This is a genomic window from Mesorhizobium sp. M1D.F.Ca.ET.231.01.1.1, assembly GCF_003999155.2.
GTDB lineage: Bacteria > Pseudomonadota > Alphaproteobacteria > Rhizobiales > Rhizobiaceae > Mesorhizobium.
The window spans coordinates 811,894-828,715 of record NZ_RZOZ02000001.1; the positions used below are offsets into that span (position 1 = coordinate 811,894).

Below are 16,822 nucleotides of genomic sequence, written 5' to 3' on the forward strand. Positions count from 1 at the left end.
CGGAATGCAAAAAGGGGCCACGCGGGCCCCTTTTTCTTTCTCTCATCCCATCCGCGCCTACTGCGCGGCGTTGACCATGTTGGTCAGCATCGGCTCGGCGACCTCGACACCGGAGGCCTTGCGGCGCTCGTCGATGATCAGCTCGTCGCGCGAGGTGGCGATGCGCCGGATCTGGCTCATCGTGCCGCCGGTGCCGGCCGGGATCAGACGGCCGACGATGACGTTCTCCTTCAGGCCCTGCAGCATGTCGGTCTTGCCGGCAACCGCGGCTTCCGTCAGCACCCTGGTCGTCTCCTGGAAGGAGGCGGCCGAGATGAAGGACGGCGTCTGCAGCGAGGCCTTGGTGATGCCGAGCAGCACAGGCTGGCCTTCGGCCGGCTTCTTGCCGTCCTCGATCAGCCGCTCGTTGACCTCTTCCAGCTCGATCACGTCGACATGATCGCCCGGAATGTAGGTCGAGTCGCCCTGCGTGGTGATCTCGACCTTCTGCAGCATCTGGCGAACGATCACCTCGATGTGCTTGTCGTTGATCGACACGCCCTGCAGGCGGTAGACCTCCTGGATCTCGTTGACGAGGTAGGACGCAAGCGCCTCCACGCCCTTGATCGCCAGGATGTCGTGCGGCGCCGGGTTGCCGTCAAGGATGTAGTCGCCCTTCTCGATGACGTCGCCGTCCTGCAGATGGAACGGCTTGCCTTTCGGGATCAGGTACTCGACCGGCTCCAGCGTCGAGTCATGCGGCTCGATGATGATGCGGCGCTTGTTCTTGTAGTCGCGGCCGAAGCGGACCGTGCCATCGATCTCGGCGATGATGGCGTGATCCTTCGGACGGCGAGCCTCGAACAGTTCGGCAACACGCGGCAGACCGCCGGTGATGTCCTTGGTCTTGGCGCTTTCCATCGGGATACGCGCCAGCACGTCGCCCGGACGGACATGCGCGCCCGGCTCGACCGAGAGGATGGCCTCGACCGAGAGCAGGAAGCGTGCATCGCCGCCCTTCGACAGCTTGCCGACCTTGCCCTTGGCGTCCTGAACGACGATCGCCGGCTTCAGGTCGCTGCCGCGCGGCGTCGAACGCCAGTCGATGACCTCGCGCTTGGTGATGCCGGTCGATTCGTCGGCCGTCTCCTGAACGGAGATGCCGTCGACCAGATCCTCGAACGCCACCTTGCCCTCGATTTCGGTGAGGATCGGGCGGGTGTACGGATCCCACTCGGCGATGCGCTGGCCGCGCTTCACCTTGTCGCCATCGTCCACGAAGATGCGCGAGCCGTAGGCGACGCGGTGCGTGGCGCGCTCCTTGCCGGTCTCGTCGAGGATCAGGACCGCCATGTTGCGGCCCATGACCATCTGCTGGCCTTCGGAGTTGCGCACCACGTTGCGGTTGCGGATCTCGACCTTGCCCTCATAGGAGGCTTCGAGGAACGAGGAGTCCACCACCTGCGCTGTGCCGCCCATGTGGAAGGTGCGCATGGTGAGCTGAGTGCCCGGCTCGCCGATCGACTGCGCCGCGATGACGCCGACGGCCTCCCCCTGGTTGACGGGCGTGCCGCGGGCAAGATCGCGACCGTAGCAGACCGCGCAGACGCCGGTCCTGACCTCGCAGGTCAGCGCCGAGCGGATGCGCACCGACTGCACGCCGGCCTTCTCGATCTGCTCCACATCGCGCTCGTCCATCAGCTTGCCGGCCTTGACCAGCAGTTCGCCGGAGACCGGGTGGTTGATGTCGTCGAGCGCCGTGCGGCCCAGCACGCGCTGACCGACCGAGGCGACGATCTGACCGGCATCGACGATCGGCTGCATGGTGAGGCCCTTGTCGGTGCCGCAATCCAGCGAATTGACGATGCAGTCCTGCGCCACGTCGACCAGACGGCGGGTGAGGTAGCCCGAGTTCGCAGTCTTCAACGCGGTGTCGGCCAGACCCTTACGGGCGCCGTGGGTCGAGTTGAAGTACTCGAGCACGGTGAGGCCTTCCTTGAAGTTCGAGATGATCGGCGTCTCGATGATCTCGCCCGAAGGCTTGGCCATCAGGCCGCGCATGCCGGCGAGCTGGCGCATCTGGGTGGGCGAACCGCGCGCACCCGAATGCGACATCATGTAGATCGAGTTCATCGGCTTCTGACGGCCATTGTCCTCGAATTCCACCGCCTTGATGCGGGCCATCATCTCGTCGGCGACCTTTTCCGAGCACTTGGCCCAGGCGTCGACCACCTTGTTGTACTTCTCGCCCTGGGTGATCAGGCCGTCATTGTACTGCTGCTCGTACTCCTTGGCCAAAGCCTCGGTGTCGGAGACCAGCTTCAGCTTGGTGTCCGGGATCACCATGTCGTCCTTGCCGAACGAAATGCCGGCGCGGCAGGCATGGGCGAAGCCGAGAGCCATGATGCGGTCGCAGAAGATGACCGTCTCCTTCTGACCGCAGTGGCGGTAGACGGTGTCGATCATCTTGGAGATGTTCTTCTTGGTCATCTCCTGGTTGGCGGTCTCATAAGGCACGTTGACGTTCTTCGGCAGAAGCTCGCCGATGATCATGCGGCCAGGCGTGGTGTCGTAGATCTTCGACACGACCTTGCCTTCTGCATCGACCGTGCGGAAGCGGCCCTTGATCTTGGCGTGCAGCGTCACGGCCTTGGTCTCCAGCGCGTGCTGGAGCTCGCCCATGTCGGCGAACACCATGCCTTCGCCCGGCTCGTTCTGGTTGACGATCGACAGATAGTAGAGACCGAGAACCATGTCCTGCGACGGCACGATGATCGGCGCGCCGGAAGCCGGGTGCAGGATGTTGTTGGTCGACATCATCAGCACGCGGGCTTCGAGCTGCGCTTCCAGGGACAGCGGCACGTGGACCGCCATCTGGTCGCCGTCGAAGTCGGCGTTGAAGGCCGTGCAGACCAGCGGGTGAAGCTGGATCGCCTTGCCTTCGATCAGGATCGGCTCGAACGCCTGGATGCCGAGGCGGTGCAGCGTCGGCGCGCGGTTCAGAAGCACCGGATGCTCGCGGATGACCTCGTCGAGGATATCCCAGACCTCCGGACGCTCCTTCTCGACCAGCTTCTTCGCCTGCTTGACCGTCGAGGAGAAGCCCTTGGCGTCGAGGCGGGCGTAGATGAAGGGCTTGAACAGTTCGAGCGCCATCTTCTTCGGCAGGCCGCACTGATGCAGCTTGAGTTCCGGACCGGTCACGATGACCGAGCGGCCGGAATAGTCGACGCGCTTGCCGAGCAGGTTCTGGCGGAACCGGCCCTGCTTGCCCTTCAGCATGTCGGACAGCGACTTCAGCGGGCGCTTGTTGGCGCCGGTGATGACGCGGCCGCGGCGGCCGTTGTCGAACAGCGCGTCGACGGCCTCCTGCAGCATGCGCTTTTCGTTGCGCACGATGATGCCCGGCGCGCGCAGCTCGATCAGCCGCTTCAGACGGTTGTTGCGGTTGATGACGCGGCGATAGAGGTCGTTGAGGTCGGACGTGGCGAAACGGCCGCCATCCAGCGGAACCAGCGGACGCAGGTCCGGCGGGATCACCGGAACCACCTTCATGATCATCCATTCCGGACGGTTGCCGGATTCCATGAAGTTCTCGACGACCTTGAGCCGCTTCAAGAGCTTCTTCTGCTTGAGCTCGGACGTGGTCGAAGCCAGCTCCGAGCGCAGATCGCCGGCGATCTTCTCCAGGTCCATGCCGGCCAGGAGGTCATGGATGGCCTCGGCGCCGATCATGGCGGTGAAGGAATCCTCGCCATACTCGTCGACGGCCAGCATGTATTCTTCCTCGCTGAGCAGCTGGTGCTCCTTCAGCGCGGTGAGGCCGGGCTCGGTGACGATGTAGTTCTCGAAGTAGAGGACGCGCTCGATGTCCTTCAGCGTCATGTCGAGCAGCGTGCCGATGCGCGAGGGCAGCGACTTCAGGAACCATATGTGGGCGACGGGCGCGGCGAGCTCGATATGGCCCATGCGCTCGCGGCGGACGCGCGACAGCGTGACTTCGACGCCGCACTTCTCGCAGATGACGCCCTTGTACTTCATGCGCTTGTACTTGCCGCACAGGCACTCGTAGTCCTTGATCGGGCCAAAAATGCGCGCGCAGAACAGACCGTCACGCTCTGGCTTGAAGGTGCGGTAGTTGATGGTCTCCGGCTTTTTAATCTCGCCGAACGACCAGGACAGAATCTTCTCAGGGCTGGCGAGCGAAATCCGGATGGAATCGAACACCTGCGCCGGCGCCTGGGGATTGAAGAGATTCATGACCTCTTGGTTCATGCCGTTCTCCTTTTCGGGGTCCTCGAAAACCCCTTGCATCTGACGCGGGCCGAATGCCCGCTGAGTGGTCGGCCCACCGGCCGAGGAATTTGATTGGCGCGCCGCGATATTGCGCGGCGCGCCGTTGCCTTATTCGGCCGCGCCCCTATTCGGCAGCATCTGGCAGCCGCACCGGGGCGTCGTCGAGCTTGGTGTTCTCCAGCTCGACATTGAGGCCGAGGGACCGCATTTCCTTGACGAGAACGTTGAAGCTCTCGGGAATGCCGGCCTCGAACGTGTCGTCGCCACGGACGATAGCTTCGTAGACCTTGGTGCGTCCGGCGACGTCGTCCGACTTCACCGTCAGCATCTCCTGCAGCGTGTAGGCGGCGCCGTACGCTTCGAGCGCCCAGACCTCCATTTCGCCGAAGCGCTGGCCGCCGAACTGCGCCTTGCCGCCCAGCGGCTGCTGGGTGACCAGCGAGTACGGGCCGATCGAACGCGCGTGGATCTTGTCGTCCACCAGGTGGTGAAGCTTGAGCATATAGATATAGCCCATCGTCACCTTGCGATCGAACGGCTCGCCGGTGCGTCCGTCATAGAGCTGCGACTGACCGCTGGTGTGCAGGCCCGCCTGCTCCAGCATGATGTTGATGTCGCCCTCGTGCGCGCCGTCGAACACCGGGGTCGCGATGGAGACGCCGCGGCGCATCTGCTCGCCGAGGCGAACGATGCTTTCGTCGTCGTACTCGCGGACCGGCTCGTTGCGGTCATTGGCCGGCATGAAGCTCTCGATCGTCTTGCGCAGCGGCTTGATGTCGCCGCCCGCCTTGTACGCCTCGATCAGCTCGCCGATCTTCCTGCCCATGCCGGCGCAGGCCCAGCCCAGATGCGTTTCCAGGATCTGGCCGACATTCATGCGGCTCGGCACACCCAGCGGGTTGAGCACGATATCGGCATGCGTGCCGTCCTCGAGGAAAGGCATGTCCTCGACCGGAACGATGCGCGACACGACACCCTTGTTGCCGTGCCGGCCGGCCATCTTGTCGCCGGGCTGCATCTTGCGCTTCACGGCCACGAAGACCTTGACCATCTTCATGACGCCCGGAGGCATTTCGTCGCCGCGCTGCACCTTCTCGACCTTGTCCATGAAGCGCTGCTCGAGCGCCTTCTTGGAATCGTCGTACTGGCCGCGCAGGGCTTCCAGTTCGCTCTGGAGCTTTTCGTTCTCCACGGCGAACTGCCACCACTGCGAGCGCGGATAGTCGTCCAGCGTATCCTTCGACAGCTTCGAGCCCTTCTTGAAGCCCTTCGGTCCGGCAATCGCATCCTTGCCGACCAGCATGTCGGACAGGCGCGAGTAGACGTTGCGGTCGAGGATCGCCTGCTCGTCATCGCGGTCCTTGGCCAGGCGCTCGATCTCCTCGCGCTCGATCGCCATGGCGCGCTCGTCCTTCTCCACGCCGTGGCGGTTGAAGACGCGCACTTCGACGACCGTGCCGAAGGTGCCCGGAGGCATGCGCATGGAGGTATCGCGCACGTCGGAGGCCTTTTCGCCGAAGATGGCGCGCAGAAGCTTCTCTTCCGGCGTCATCGGGCTTTCACCCTTCGGCGTGATCTTGCCGACCAGGATGTCGCCCGGCTGCACTTCGGCGCCGATGTAGACGATGCCGGCTTCGTCGAGGTTCTTCAGCGCTTCTTCCGAGACGTTCGGAATGTCGCGCGTGATTTCCTCCGGCCCGAGCTTGGTGTCGCGGGCCATGACCTCGAACTCCTCGATATGGATTGAGGTGAAGACGTCGTCGGCGACGATGCGCTCCGACAAGAGGATCGAGTCCTCGTAGTTGTAGCCGTTCCACGGCATGAACGCGACCAGCACGTTGCGGCCGAGCGCCAGATCGCCGAGCTCGGTCGACGGACCGTCGGCGATGATGTCGCCCTTGTTCACCCGGTCGCCGACACGCACCAGCGGACGCTGGTTGATGCAGGTGTTCTGGTTCGAACGCTGGAACTTCATCAGCCGGTAGATGTCGACGCCGGACTTGCCCGGGTCGAGATCTTCCGTGGCGCGGATGACGATACGGGTGGCGTCCACCTGGTCGACCACACCGCCGCGGCGGGCGCCGATAGCGGCGCCCGAGTCGCGGGCCACGACCGGCTCCATGCCGGTGCCGACGAACGGCGCCTCGGCGCGCACCAGCGGCACGGCCTGACGCTGCATGTTCGAACCCATCAGCGCGCGGTTGGCGTCGTCGTTCTCGAGGAACGGAATGAGGGCCGCGGCCACCGACACCATCTGCTTCGGCGACACGTCCATCAGGTCGACGTTCTCGCGCGGCGCCATCATCACCTCGCCGGCGTTGCGGCAGATGACGAACTCGTCGACGAAGCCGCCGTTCTTGTCGAGCTCGGCGTTGGCCTGCGCGACATGGTGCTTGGCCTCTTCCATCGCCGACAGATAGACGACTTCATTGGTCAGCTTGCCGTTGACGATCTTGCGGTACGGGCTCTCGATGAAGCCGTACTTGTTGACGCGCGCAAAGGTGGCCAGCGAGTTGATCAGGCCGATATTCGGGCCTTCCGGCGTCTCGATCGGGCAGATGCGGCCGTAATGCGTCGGGTGCACGTCGCGCACCTCGAAACCGGCGCGCTCGCGGGTCAGACCGCCCGGTCCGAGCGCCGAGAGGCGGCGCTTGTGGGTGATCTCCGACAGCGGGTTGGTCTGGTCCATGAACTGCGACAGCTGCGAGGAGCCGAAGAACTCGCGCACCGCGGCGGCGGCCGGCTTGGCGTTGATCAGGTCCTGCGGCATGACCGTGTCGATCTCGATCGAGGACATGCGCTCCTTGATCGCGCGCTCCATGCGCAGCAGACCGACGCGGTACTGGTTCTCCATCAGCTCGCCGACCGAGCGCACGCGGCGGTTGCCGAGATTGTCGATGTCGTCGATCTCGCCCTTGCCGTCGCGCAGCTCCACCAGCGTCTTGACCACGGCCAGGATGTCCTCCTTGCGCAGCACGCGCACGGTGTCCTCGGCCTTGAGCTCGAGGCGCATGTTCATCTTGACGCGGCCGACGGCCGACAGGTCGTAGCGCTCGCTGTCGAAGAACAGCGAGTTGAACATGGCTTCGGCGGTCTCGAGCGTCGGCGGCTCGCCCGGACGCATGACACGGTAGATGTCGAACAGCGCGTCCTGGCGGCTCTCGTTCTTGTCGACGGCTAAAGTGTTGCGGATGTAGGCGCCGACATTGACGTGGTCGATGTCGAGGATCTGGATCTCGTCCTCGCCGGTGCCGAGCAGCACCTTCAGCGTCTTGTCGTCGATCTCGTCGCCGGCCTCGAGGAAGATCTCGCCGGTGGCGTAGTTGACGATGTCCTCGGCCAGGTAGTTGCCGAGCAGGTCCTCGTCGGTCGCCTTGATCGCCTTGAGACCCTTCTCGCCGAGCTGGCGGGCCTGGCGGGCGGTGATCTTCTTGCCGGCCTCGACGACGATCTCGCCGGTGTCCGCGTCGACCAGATCGCCGACGGCCTTGAGGCCGCGGAAACGCTCGACGTTGAACGGAATGCGCCAGTGGTCGCCGGCGCGCTTGTAGGTGATCTTGTTGTAGAAGGTCGACAGGATCTCCTCGCCGTCCATGCCAAGCGCCATCAGCAGCGACGTCACCGGGATCTTGCGGCGGCGGTCGATGCGGGCGTGCACGACGTCCTTGGAATCGAACTCGATGTCGAGCCACGAGCCGCGGTAGGGGATGACGCGCGCGGCAAACAGAAGCTTGCCCGACGAGTGCGACTTGCCCTTGTCATGGTCGAAGAAGACGCCCGGCGAGCGGTGCATCTGGGAGACGATGACGCGCTCGGTGCCGTTGACGATGAAGGTGCCGTTCGACGTCATGAGCGGCATGTCGCCCATGTAGACGTCCTGCTCCTTGATGTCCTTGATCGACTTCGCGCCGGTGTCCTCGTCGATATCGAACACGATGAGGCGCAGCGTCACCTTCAGCGGCGCGGCATAGGTCAGGTCGCGCTGACGGCACTCGTCAACGTCGAATTTCGGTCCTTCGAACTCATACTTCACGAATTCCAGCATCGATGAGCCGGAAAAATCGGAGATCGGGAAGACCGACTTGAAAACGGCCTGCAGTCCCTCGTCCGGACGCCCGCCCTTGGGCTCGTCCACCATCAGGAACTGGTCATAGGATGCCTTCTGAACCTCGATCAGGTTCGGCATCTCCGCAACTTCCGGGATCTTTCCGAAGAACTTGCGTACGCGTCTGCGGCCATTGAAAGTCTGGGTCTGGGCCATCGTCGCTCCTTAGCTCAAAACTCGGGACGAACCTCGCCGCGGTTCGCCTTGCACCAACGGGCCGCCTCGCCGGCTGCCCCTGTCTGTTTTTCCGGCTGCCCGCTTGGCGGCTGCCGGCTAAAACGGGAGAAAACCCGTTTCCTGAAGGCCGTTTCCGGCCCTCAGGAAAGAGGTTTTCAAACGTCTCGCGCAACGTGAAGCCTCCCTTCGTCAAGGGAGGGGGCGGACGGCGCGAGACCGTCCGCCCTCGCCTGTTACTTCAGCTCGACCTTGGCGCCGGCTGCTTCCAGCTGAGCCTTGAACTTGTCGGCGTCGGCCTTGGAAACGCCTTCCTTGACCGGCTTCGGAGCCGCCTCGACCAGGTCCTTGGCTTCCTTGAGGCCAAGACCGGTGATGGCGCGGACTTCCTTGATGACGTTGATCTTCTGGGCGCCGGCGTCGGCGAGAACGACGTCGAATTCCGTCTTCTCTTCAGCCGGAGCAGCGGCAGCGGCACCAGCGCCGCCAGCAGCGGCAACCGCCACCGGAGCAGCGGCCGAAACGCCCCACTTCTCTTCCAGGAGCTTCGACAGCTCGGCCGCCTCGAGGACGGTCAGCTTCGAAAGGTCGTCTACGATCTTTGCGAGATCAGCCATTTGCATATTCCTTCGTAAGGTTCGAACGTGTGTTTGTGATAGCGAGGAACGGCCTCATGCCGCCTCGTCCTTCCGGGCGTAAGCGCCGATGACGCGCGCGACCGAAGCCGCGGGTGCATTGACGATCTGGGCGATCCGGGTTGCCGGCGTGGCGATCATGCCAACCAGCTTGGCGCGCAGCTCGTCGAGCGACGGCAGTGTGGCGAGTGCCTTCACACCGTCGGCGTTGAGCGAGGTGGTGCCCATTGCGCCGCCGAGAATGATCAACTTGTCATTCCCCTTGGCGAAATCGGACGCGACCTTCGGCGCCGCAACCGGATCCTCCGAATAGGCGATCAGCGTCTGTCCCTTGAACAGGTCGACGATCGATGCGGAGTCCGTGCCCTGAAGAGCGATTTTGGCGAGACGGTTCTTCGCGACTTTGACGGTGCCACCGGCGGCGCGCATCTTCGACCTCAGGTCGTTCATTTGCGCGACGGTGATACCGGCGTAGTGGGCCACGACGACTGAACCCGCGTTCGAGAACGCTTCGTTCAGGCCCGTGACGAGTTCGCGTTTTTCCGCTCTGTCCACTGCCTATCTCCAGTTGACCCCTGCCTCATTCTCGAGGTCAGAGGTCGGGTTGCCTTTTGCCGGCCGGGCCATCCAAAACGGATCTCCCGAACGGCGCTCGAGGATCCTGCCCCCTTTCGCCACACCTACGGCAAAGCCGGCGATGCGCTGACAAAAGGCAAACACGGTTCGAACCTTTCATTGGAGCTTGTCGCTCCTTTGTCGGGTCTTCACCCGTCTCATGCAGGCCCACATGAATTAAGGCTGTTGGGCCGCCTGCAATCTCGGACAGGATGTCCGGAAGCCTTTCGGCTTCCGGTACCGGGCCGCCAACCAGTCGGAGGCCCGGAATTCTTTGCGGATCAGCCAGTTAGCGACCGATCAGAACAGTTCGTATCAGGACGCGGCGAGCGTCGCGATGTCGAGCTTGAGGCCGGGGCCCATCGTCGAGGTGACCGACACCTTCTTGACGTAGTTGCCCTTGGCGCCGGCGGGCTTTGCCTTGTTCACCGCATCGGCGAAGGCGCGCACATTCTCTTCCAGCGCCTTGACGTCGAACGAGACCTTGCCAACGCCGGCCTGGACGATGCCGGCCTTCTCGACGCGGAACTCGACGGCGCCGCCCTTCGAAGCCTTGACGGCTGCGGCGACATCGGGGGTCACCGTGCCGACCTTCGGGTTCGGCATCATGCCGCGCGGGCCGAGCACCTTACCCAGACGGCCGACCAGCGGCATCATGTCCGGGGTGGCGATGCAGCGATCGAAATCGATCGTGCCCTTCTGGACGATGTCGACCAGGTCCTCGGCGCCGACGATGTCGGCACCGGCGGCCTTGGCTTCCTCGGCCTTGTCGCCGCGCGCGAACACGGCGACGCGCACCGAGCGGCCGGTGCCGTTCGGCAGGTTGACCACGCCGCGGACCATCTGGTCGGCATGGCGCGGATCGACGCCGAGATTCATCGCGACTTCGACGGTCTCGTCGAACTTCACCGTGGACCGGTCCTTGAGCAGCTGCAGCGCCTCGGAGAGCGCATAGGCCTTGTTCGGATCGATGCCATCGCGGCTCTTGGCAACACGCTTTGCAATCTTTGCCATGATCTTAGCCCACCACTTCCAGGCCCATCGAGCGGGCGGAGCCCTCGACCATGCGCATGGCCGCCTCGACGTCGTTTGCGTTCAGGTCCTTCATCTTCTGCTCGGCGATCTGGCGCACCTTGTCGCGCGAGATCGTGCCGGCCTTGACCTTGCCCGGCTCCTTCGAGCCCGACTTCAGGTTGGCGGCCTTCTTCAGGAAGTAGCTCACCGGCGGCGTCTTCATGACGAAGGTGAACGACTTGTCCTGGTAGTAGGTGATGACGACCGGGATGGGCGAGCCCTTCTCCAGCTCCTGGGTCTGCGCGTTGAACGCCTTGCAGAACTCCATGATGTTGATGCCGCGCTGACCAAGCGCCGGGCCGATCGGGGGCGACGGCGTGGCCGAGCCCGCGGCAACCTGGAGCTTGAGCTGGCCTGCAACTTTCTTAGCCATCTCTATTCCTGCCTTTTCTCATGCCGGGAAAAACCGGCGGTTGCAGTCTGGTGGTGCGGTTCCAGCGGCCGGCTAAACCACTTTCGCCTCCCACCCGTTCATGACAGCGCGCTTCTTCGCGCCGCCGATCCCTCTCGCCTGTGGCTCAAGGGATCTCCGGATCAGCCCTTTTCGACCTGTCCGAATTCAAGATCGACGGGCACCGCGCGCCCGAAGATCGAAACTTCCACCTTGAGGCGCGCCCGCTCCTCGTCCACTTCCTGGACGAAGCCGTTGAAGGACGCGAACGGACCGTCCGAAACGCGGATCGCCTCACCGATCTCGAAGGTGACCGAGGGCTTCGGCCGCTCGACGCCTTCCTGCACCTGGTTCAGGATGCGCTGCGCCTCGGTTTCGGTGATCGGCACCGGCTTGGAGTCGCCCAGGAAGCCGGTGACCTTCGGCGTGTTCTTGACCAGCGAGAACACGGCGTCCGTCAGGTTGGCCTTCAGAAGCACATAGCCCGGGAAGAACTTGCGCTCGGCATCGACCTTGCGGCCACGGCGGATCTCGACGACCTTCTCGGTCGGCACCACGATCTGCTCGATCTCGCCGGACAGGCCCTTCTGCTTGGCCTTGTTCTCGATGTCCTCGGCGACCTTCTTCTCGAAGTTTGAATAAGCGTGGACGATGTACCAGCGCGCAGTCATTTCACGACCTCTCCGTAATCGCCGAACTTAATGTCCGAGGCCCAAAACCAACTCGATCGCATAGCCCATGGCTATGTCGGCGGCGAAGAAGAAGATCATGGCGATGACCGCGAACACCAGAACCATCACCGTCGAGATCATGGTCTCGCGGCGCGAGGGCCATGTCACCTTGGCCGTCTCCGCACGAACCTGCTGGAGAAAGGTGAAAGGGTTTGTGGTTTTCGAAGCCATGTGCCGCCTGTCTTCAAGACCCGTTGGCCGGGTCTCCTGGATGATCCCGCTGGCCGGGACGTGCCGCCTGGGTTCCGTGTCGGCGCCGAATCGGCGCCACCATTTCGCCCACGCAAATCAGACGCGTAAAGCCGGCTTCCCAGCTCCACGCGTCGCGTGTCTGTTCAGTCTACATAAAACCGATTCTTGGTCCACGCAAGTGGCAAGTGTTCCGCTTTATGTTCGAGCGCCGCCTCGGAACCATCCAGTCGTTCCGTCCCGGCTATGCGGGGCCTTATGCCCCAGATTTCCCAATATGGCAAGCCACCCGCCGGTTTTCAACGGCTGAGCGCCCGTGATCCTCGTTTTGCCACTTGGGAAATGGCACGGGCAGCAGGGCTCGAACCTACGACCTGCGGTTTTGGAGACCGCCGCTCTACCAACTGAGCTATGCCCGTATACGGGCGCTGCTATTTCACAAAGCCGATGAGAACTCAAGTGCCCATTTGAGGCGCGTCGGCCGGGAGTGGCGGTCGCAGCCATCCAAGCCACGAGGCCCAGGCGCATATCACGAGTTCAAGCCCGAAGGTCCAGTGCAGCATGAAGCTGAGCACCCCAGTTCCCATACCTGGCGGGGACGGCCACGAGCTCAACGGGATGATGACTGAACGGCGCCAGCCACATGATCGGCGATGCCACCGTGTCAAGCGTCATATGCAACACGGCTCCGGCAAAGAAGGCGGCGATCGAAGGCTGATGCGGCAAACCGAGCAACCGACTGACCAGCAGGCTTACCGCTCCGATCACCGCCCAGAACAACGGCCAATGCGTGACGTAGGCGTGATGGTGGGCGCGACCGCCATCGATCAGGTGAAAATAGAGCATGTCGATGTCCGGGATGACGCCGCCGAGCATCGCGGCAGCCACGATGCCGGACGCTTTGCGCCAGCGTTTTCGCGCGAATCTTCCCAGAATATAGCCCGACGGGAGATGGGCGATCAGCATGCAAGGTCACCTCACATTGAGGCAACGACCCTGCCGTTTCTTTGCGGCGTCATCTTTTCGGAATTTTGCAGAAACCCAGCATCTTCCGCTACGACTTCCCGACCGGCGGCCTGTAAGGCCCGCCCGGCACACCCCAGCCCCAGGCGGGCATCGGCTCGGTCTCCGGGTCGCAGGTCTCACCGAGATTGGAGTTTATCTTGGCTAGGCGCGATCCCCATTCGACATAGCCCATGAAGGCGGAACGGAATTCCGGATCGTCGGGCAGGCCGACCTCGTCCGCCGCATCGGCGAGAAGATTGATCCAGCGCCGCCGCTGCTCTTCGCTCAGGTGTTTGCCGAGATGATGCATGACCATCTCGCGGTGGCCGCCATGCTTTTCGCTGTAGGTCTTTGGTCCGCCGAAGACCTCACCGATGAAGGCGGCGACATGCGCCGGATGATCCGGCGACATGTGCCTGAACACCGGGCCGACGATCGGGTCTCGCCCGACCTTGTCGTAGAAGGTCCGCGTCAGCCGGTTGAGCACCTCCGCGCCACCGGCCCATTCGAACAAAGTCGGGACATCCTCGCGCATTGCCGATCCTCGTTCCGGAAGGGCCCCGACGATAGCGGCAAGGCCGGCCATGGCTCAACCTGCCTCAATGGCCAGTTGGCGCGCCGCGCTACAGTTTTGCCGGCGCCTCCGCCTCGGCATTGGCGGACGGCAGAACCCGGCAGTTGTCGGGTTTCGACGACGATTTGCAGATCGTGGCGCCCGTCAACGCATCCACCGACTGGCGGCCGGTGGTGAGCCCGAACTTCGCCAATTCGTCCTGACTGAGTTCCTTGTGCTTGGCATATTGGGCCGACTGCATCGCGGCGAACAGGCCCGGGCCGATGGCCATCTCCTCGAGATAGGCTCGAACCTTTTCCTCCATGCCCATCGAGTGCACCCGGAAATGCGCGTCGGCACCAACCAAGCGCCTGGCGCCGCCGGCGACCATCACCGCGCAGGCGGCGTCGCATTCAGCGCCTGCATCGACGGTGAGGCCGTCATGGGGTCCGTCCTTAACGATGCATCCCGCCGCGCCGGGATCGCAGTCGAGAAAGTCCGTGCGGGCCACCGCGACATCCAGCCTGCGCTCGCGGATCAGCCGGCCGGCGGCGAGCGCGCCTTGTATGTCGCCGCCCGGTGAATTGACGACGATGGGCAGCCTGCGCCCGCCGACCGTGTCCAGCAATTCGCGCAGCCTGTCGGGTGTGGCCGCAACAATCGTCCCCTCTGCCGCAATCCATTCCGGGCAGTCGGGGTTGCAGAGCGGATTGGTGCCGCGAACCAGCACGAAGCGCATCTCCTGTTCCGACCTGGAGGGCAATGCGGCCCCTGTCGGCTGAGCAGAGGCCGGCTTGACCTCGACCGATGCGACCTCGGCCGGTCTGGCATTGCCGTTCGTCGGTATCTCGCGACAGTTCGTCGGCACGGGACCGTGCTGGCAAATGGTCTTTCCGGTCATCAGGTCCAGCGAATCGAGGCTGGTGACGAGCTTCATCTCCAGCATGTCGTCGGGCCCGATCTGCCTGATGTCGCTCGCGGGCGTCGCCTTCATCACGTCCAGCACGTCCTGGTCGACACCCATTTCCTTCAAATAGCCGGACAGCCGCTTCTCGACCGCCTTGCTCATCTCATAGGTCTTGTAGCTGCCGGCGTTCCTGCGGCTGACGATCTTGGTGCTGAGGACTTTCTTCTTGCCGTTCACGACCTTGTAGGTGGTGCGGTAGAGCAGCTTTTCCCTGTGATACGTGGTGGTGATCTGGTGGACGCCGAGAAAGGCCCACTCGCCGACCACGCGGCGGACGCCGCCGGCAAACATCAGCGGACAGGCCGAGTTGCACATGGCGCCGCTGTCATAGGCGACGCCGGCATAGGGCGCGGCCTTGCTGTCATCGTCGCGGCAGTTCTTCATCTGCGGCGAGCAGCCGGAAAACTCCGTCGTGCCGACGGCGATGTCGAGCTTGCTCTTGCGGATCATGCGGCCGAGTTGGAGCGCGGCGTCGACATTGCCGCCAGGAGAATTGACGACGATCGGCAGCTGCCGGCCGCCGAGCGTCTTCAGCAGGCGTCTGAACAGCGTTGGCGTGCCGGTTTCGATGGTGCCTTCCGCCGAAATCCATTCCGGACAATTGGGCTCGCAGCCCGGCGCACTGCTGCGCACAACGGCAAAGCGCATCGTCGGGCCGAGATCGAGCGCCTCTTCCTTGGCCTCCACGACGGAGCTGGCGACGCCGACAGCGGCGGCCAAGCCTAGAAAGAGCCCGCGCCACCACCGAATGCTGTCTGAACGGCGTTCCGGAACCACGCTTTGCAAGCCCCCACGGTTACAACCCATCCTAGTTGCGGCGATGCGGCTTGCAATAGTTTTGAAAGAGGTGGCGCTCTGCGAACGGCGGAAACAAAAAAGGGCGGCCCGAAGACCGCCCTTTCCGTATCGAGCCGGCAAAAAGCCGGATCGATTATTCCTTGATGGTGACGACGATGCCGGCACCGACGGTGCGGCCGCCTTCACGGATGGCGAAGCGCAGCTTCTCTTCCATCGCGATCGGCACGATCAGCTCGACGTCGACGGTGATGTTGTCGCCGGGCATCACCATCTCGGTGCCCGCCGGCAGCGTCACGATGCCGGTCACGTCGGTGGTGCGGAAGTAGAACTGCGGACGGTAGTTGGTGAAGAACGGCGTGTGGCGGCCGCCCTCGTCCTTGGTCAGGATGTAGGCTTCGGCCACGAACTTCTTGTGCGGCTTGACCGAGCCCGGCTTGGCCAGAACCTGGCCGCGCTCGACGCCCTCGCGGTCGATGCCGCGCAGCAGCGCGCCGATGTTGTCGCCGGCCTGGCCCTGGTCGAGCAGCTTGCGGAACATCTCGACACCCGTGCAGGTCGTCTTGGCCGTCGGACGGATACCGACGATCTCGAGTTCCTCGCCGACCTTGACCACGCCGCGCTCGACGCGGCCGGTCACCACGGTGCCGCGGCCCGAGATCGAGAACACGTCCTCGATCGGCATCAGGAACGGCTTGTCCAGCGGACGCACCGGCGTCGGGATGTAGGCGTCGACCTGCGCCATCAGCTCGCGGATGGCGTCCTCGCCGATGGTCTTGTTGGAGTCCTCAAGCGCTGCCAGCGCCGAGCCCTTGACGATCGGAATGTCGTCGCCGGGGAACTCGTTCTTGGTCAACAGCTCGCGAACCTCGAGCTCGACCAGCTCGAGAAGCTCGGCATCGTCGACCTGGTCGACCTTGTTCAAAAACACCACGATCGAGGGCACGCCGACCTGGCGGGCGAGCAGGATGTGCTCGCGGGTCTGCGGCATCGGGCCGTCGGCGGCCGAAACCACCAGGATCGCGCCGTCCATCTGCGCGGCGCCGGTGATCATGTTCTTCACATAGTCGGCGTGGCCGGGGCAGTCGACGTGGGCATAGTGACGGTTGGCCGTCTCGTACTCGACATGCGCCGTCGAGATCGTGATGCCGCGCGCCTTCTCTTCCGGCGCCGCGTCGATCTGGTCATAGCGCTTGTATTCGCCAAAATACTTCGTGATCGCCGCCGTCAGCGACGTCTTGCCATGATCGACGTGCCCGATCGTGCCAATGTTCACATGCGGCTTGGTGCGCTCGAATTTACCTTTTGCCATA

12 protein-coding genes and 1 tRNA gene are annotated in these 16,822 nt (G+C 63.7%); all 13 read right to left on the minus strand.

Going from position 1 to position 16,822, the window contains the following annotated elements; translation table 11 throughout:
* Nucleotides 1-57: 57 nt before the first annotated feature.
* Complete coding sequence (rpoC, locus tag EN874_RS04095) at nucleotides 58-4,254, minus strand: DNA-directed RNA polymerase subunit beta' (RefSeq protein ID WP_126084124.1); 4,197 nt, start codon at nucleotides 4,252-4,254, stop codon at nucleotides 58-60.
* A gap of 145 nt (nucleotides 4,255-4,399) precedes the next feature.
* The gene (gene rpoB / locus EN874_RS04100; RefSeq protein WP_127424145.1) at nucleotides 4,400-8,536 is read right to left on the minus strand and encodes a DNA-directed RNA polymerase subunit beta; all 4,137 of its coding nucleotides are present in this window, start codon (nucleotides 8,534-8,536) and stop codon (nucleotides 4,400-4,402) included.
* A gap of 254 nt (nucleotides 8,537-8,790) precedes the next feature.
* Complete coding sequence (gene rplL, locus EN874_RS04105; RefSeq protein WP_059189560.1) at nucleotides 8,791-9,171, minus strand: 50S ribosomal protein L7/L12; 381 nt, start codon at nucleotides 9,169-9,171, stop codon at nucleotides 8,791-8,793.
* A gap of 54 nt (nucleotides 9,172-9,225) precedes the next feature.
* On the minus strand, nucleotides 9,226-9,744 hold the full coding sequence (gene rplJ, locus EN874_RS04110; RefSeq protein ID WP_127424146.1) for a 50S ribosomal protein L10: 519 nt from the start codon (nucleotides 9,742-9,744) through the stop codon (nucleotides 9,226-9,228).
* 375 nt (nucleotides 9,745-10,119) lie between these two features.
* Nucleotides 10,120-10,818, minus strand: coding sequence for a 50S ribosomal protein L1 (gene rplA / locus EN874_RS04115; protein WP_126084127.1), 699 nt, complete (start codon nucleotides 10,816-10,818; stop codon nucleotides 10,120-10,122).
* Nucleotides 10,819-10,822: 4 nt separating this feature from the next.
* Nucleotides 10,823-11,251, minus strand: coding sequence for a 50S ribosomal protein L11 (gene rplK, locus EN874_RS04120; protein WP_059189557.1), 429 nt, complete (start codon nucleotides 11,249-11,251; stop codon nucleotides 10,823-10,825).
* A gap of 161 nt (nucleotides 11,252-11,412) precedes the next feature.
* Complete coding sequence (gene nusG / locus EN874_RS04125) at nucleotides 11,413-11,940, minus strand: transcription termination/antitermination protein NusG (protein ID WP_059189556.1); 528 nt, start codon at nucleotides 11,938-11,940, stop codon at nucleotides 11,413-11,415.
* A gap of 27 nt (nucleotides 11,941-11,967) precedes the next feature.
* Complete coding sequence (gene secE / locus EN874_RS04130) at nucleotides 11,968-12,171, minus strand: preprotein translocase subunit SecE (RefSeq protein WP_126084128.1); 204 nt, start codon at nucleotides 12,169-12,171, stop codon at nucleotides 11,968-11,970.
* Nucleotides 12,172-12,532: 361 nt separating this feature from the next.
* Nucleotides 12,533-12,608: transfer RNA gene (locus EN874_RS04135), tRNA-Trp, on the minus strand.
* A 118-nt stretch (nucleotides 12,609-12,726) separates the two neighbouring features.
* Complete coding sequence (locus tag EN874_RS04140) at nucleotides 12,727-13,155, minus strand: metal-dependent hydrolase (RefSeq protein ID WP_245513445.1); 429 nt, start codon at nucleotides 13,153-13,155, stop codon at nucleotides 12,727-12,729.
* Between the two features lie 88 nt (nucleotides 13,156-13,243).
* Entirely contained in the window at nucleotides 13,244-13,729 is a 486-nt protein-coding gene (locus EN874_RS04145) for a group II truncated hemoglobin (RefSeq protein WP_127424147.1), read from the minus strand.
* 88 nt (nucleotides 13,730-13,817) lie between these two features.
* Nucleotides 13,818-15,362, minus strand: coding sequence for a hypothetical protein (locus tag EN874_RS04150; RefSeq protein ID WP_127424517.1), 1,545 nt, complete (start codon nucleotides 15,360-15,362; stop codon nucleotides 13,818-13,820).
* 283 nt (nucleotides 15,363-15,645) lie between these two features.
* Nucleotides 15,646-16,821 carry an elongation factor Tu gene (gene tuf, locus EN874_RS04155; RefSeq protein ID WP_066989565.1) on the minus strand — a complete coding sequence of 392 codons (1,176 nt, stop codon included), beginning with the start codon at nucleotides 16,819-16,821 and terminating at the stop codon, nucleotides 15,646-15,648.
* Nucleotide 16,822: the final 1 nt, after the last annotated feature.

Bases quoted from the DNA above. Each gene is read 5' to 3' on its own strand.
- rpoC (WP_126084124.1), bottom strand. From the start codon at position 4,254: ATGAACCAAGAGGTCATGAATCTCTTCAATCCCCAGGCGCCGGCGCAG.
- rpoB (WP_127424145.1), bottom strand. From the start codon at position 8,536: ATGGCCCAGACCCAGACTTTCAATGGCCGCAGACGCGTACGCAAGTTC.
- rplL (WP_059189560.1), bottom strand. From the start codon at position 9,171: ATGGCTGATCTCGCAAAGATCGTAGACGACCTTTCGAAGCTGACCGTC.
- rplA (WP_126084127.1), bottom strand. From the start codon at position 10,818: ATGGCAAAGATTGCAAAGCGTGTTGCCAAGAGCCGCGATGGCATCGAT.
- rplK (WP_059189557.1), bottom strand. From the start codon at position 11,251: ATGGCTAAGAAAGTTGCAGGCCAGCTCAAGCTCCAGGTTGCCGCGGGC.
- nusG (WP_059189556.1), bottom strand. From the start codon at position 11,940: ATGACTGCGCGCTGGTACATCGTCCACGCTTATTCAAACTTCGAGAAG.
- secE (WP_126084128.1), bottom strand. From the start codon at position 12,171: ATGGCTTCGAAAACCACAAACCCTTTCACCTTTCTCCAGCAGGTTCGT.
- EN874_RS04140 (WP_245513445.1), bottom strand. From the start codon at position 13,155: ATGCTGATCGCCCATCTCCCGTCGGGCTATATTCTGGGAAGATTCGCG.
- EN874_RS04145 (WP_127424147.1), bottom strand. From the start codon at position 13,729: ATGCGCGAGGATGTCCCGACTTTGTTCGAATGGGCCGGTGGCGCGGAG.
- EN874_RS04150 (WP_127424517.1), bottom strand. From the start codon at position 15,362: ATGCGCTTTGCCGTTGTGCGCAGCAGTGCGCCGGGCTGCGAGCCCAAT.
- tuf (WP_066989565.1), bottom strand. From the start codon at position 16,821: ATGGCAAAAGGTAAATTCGAGCGCACCAAGCCGCATGTGAACATTGGC.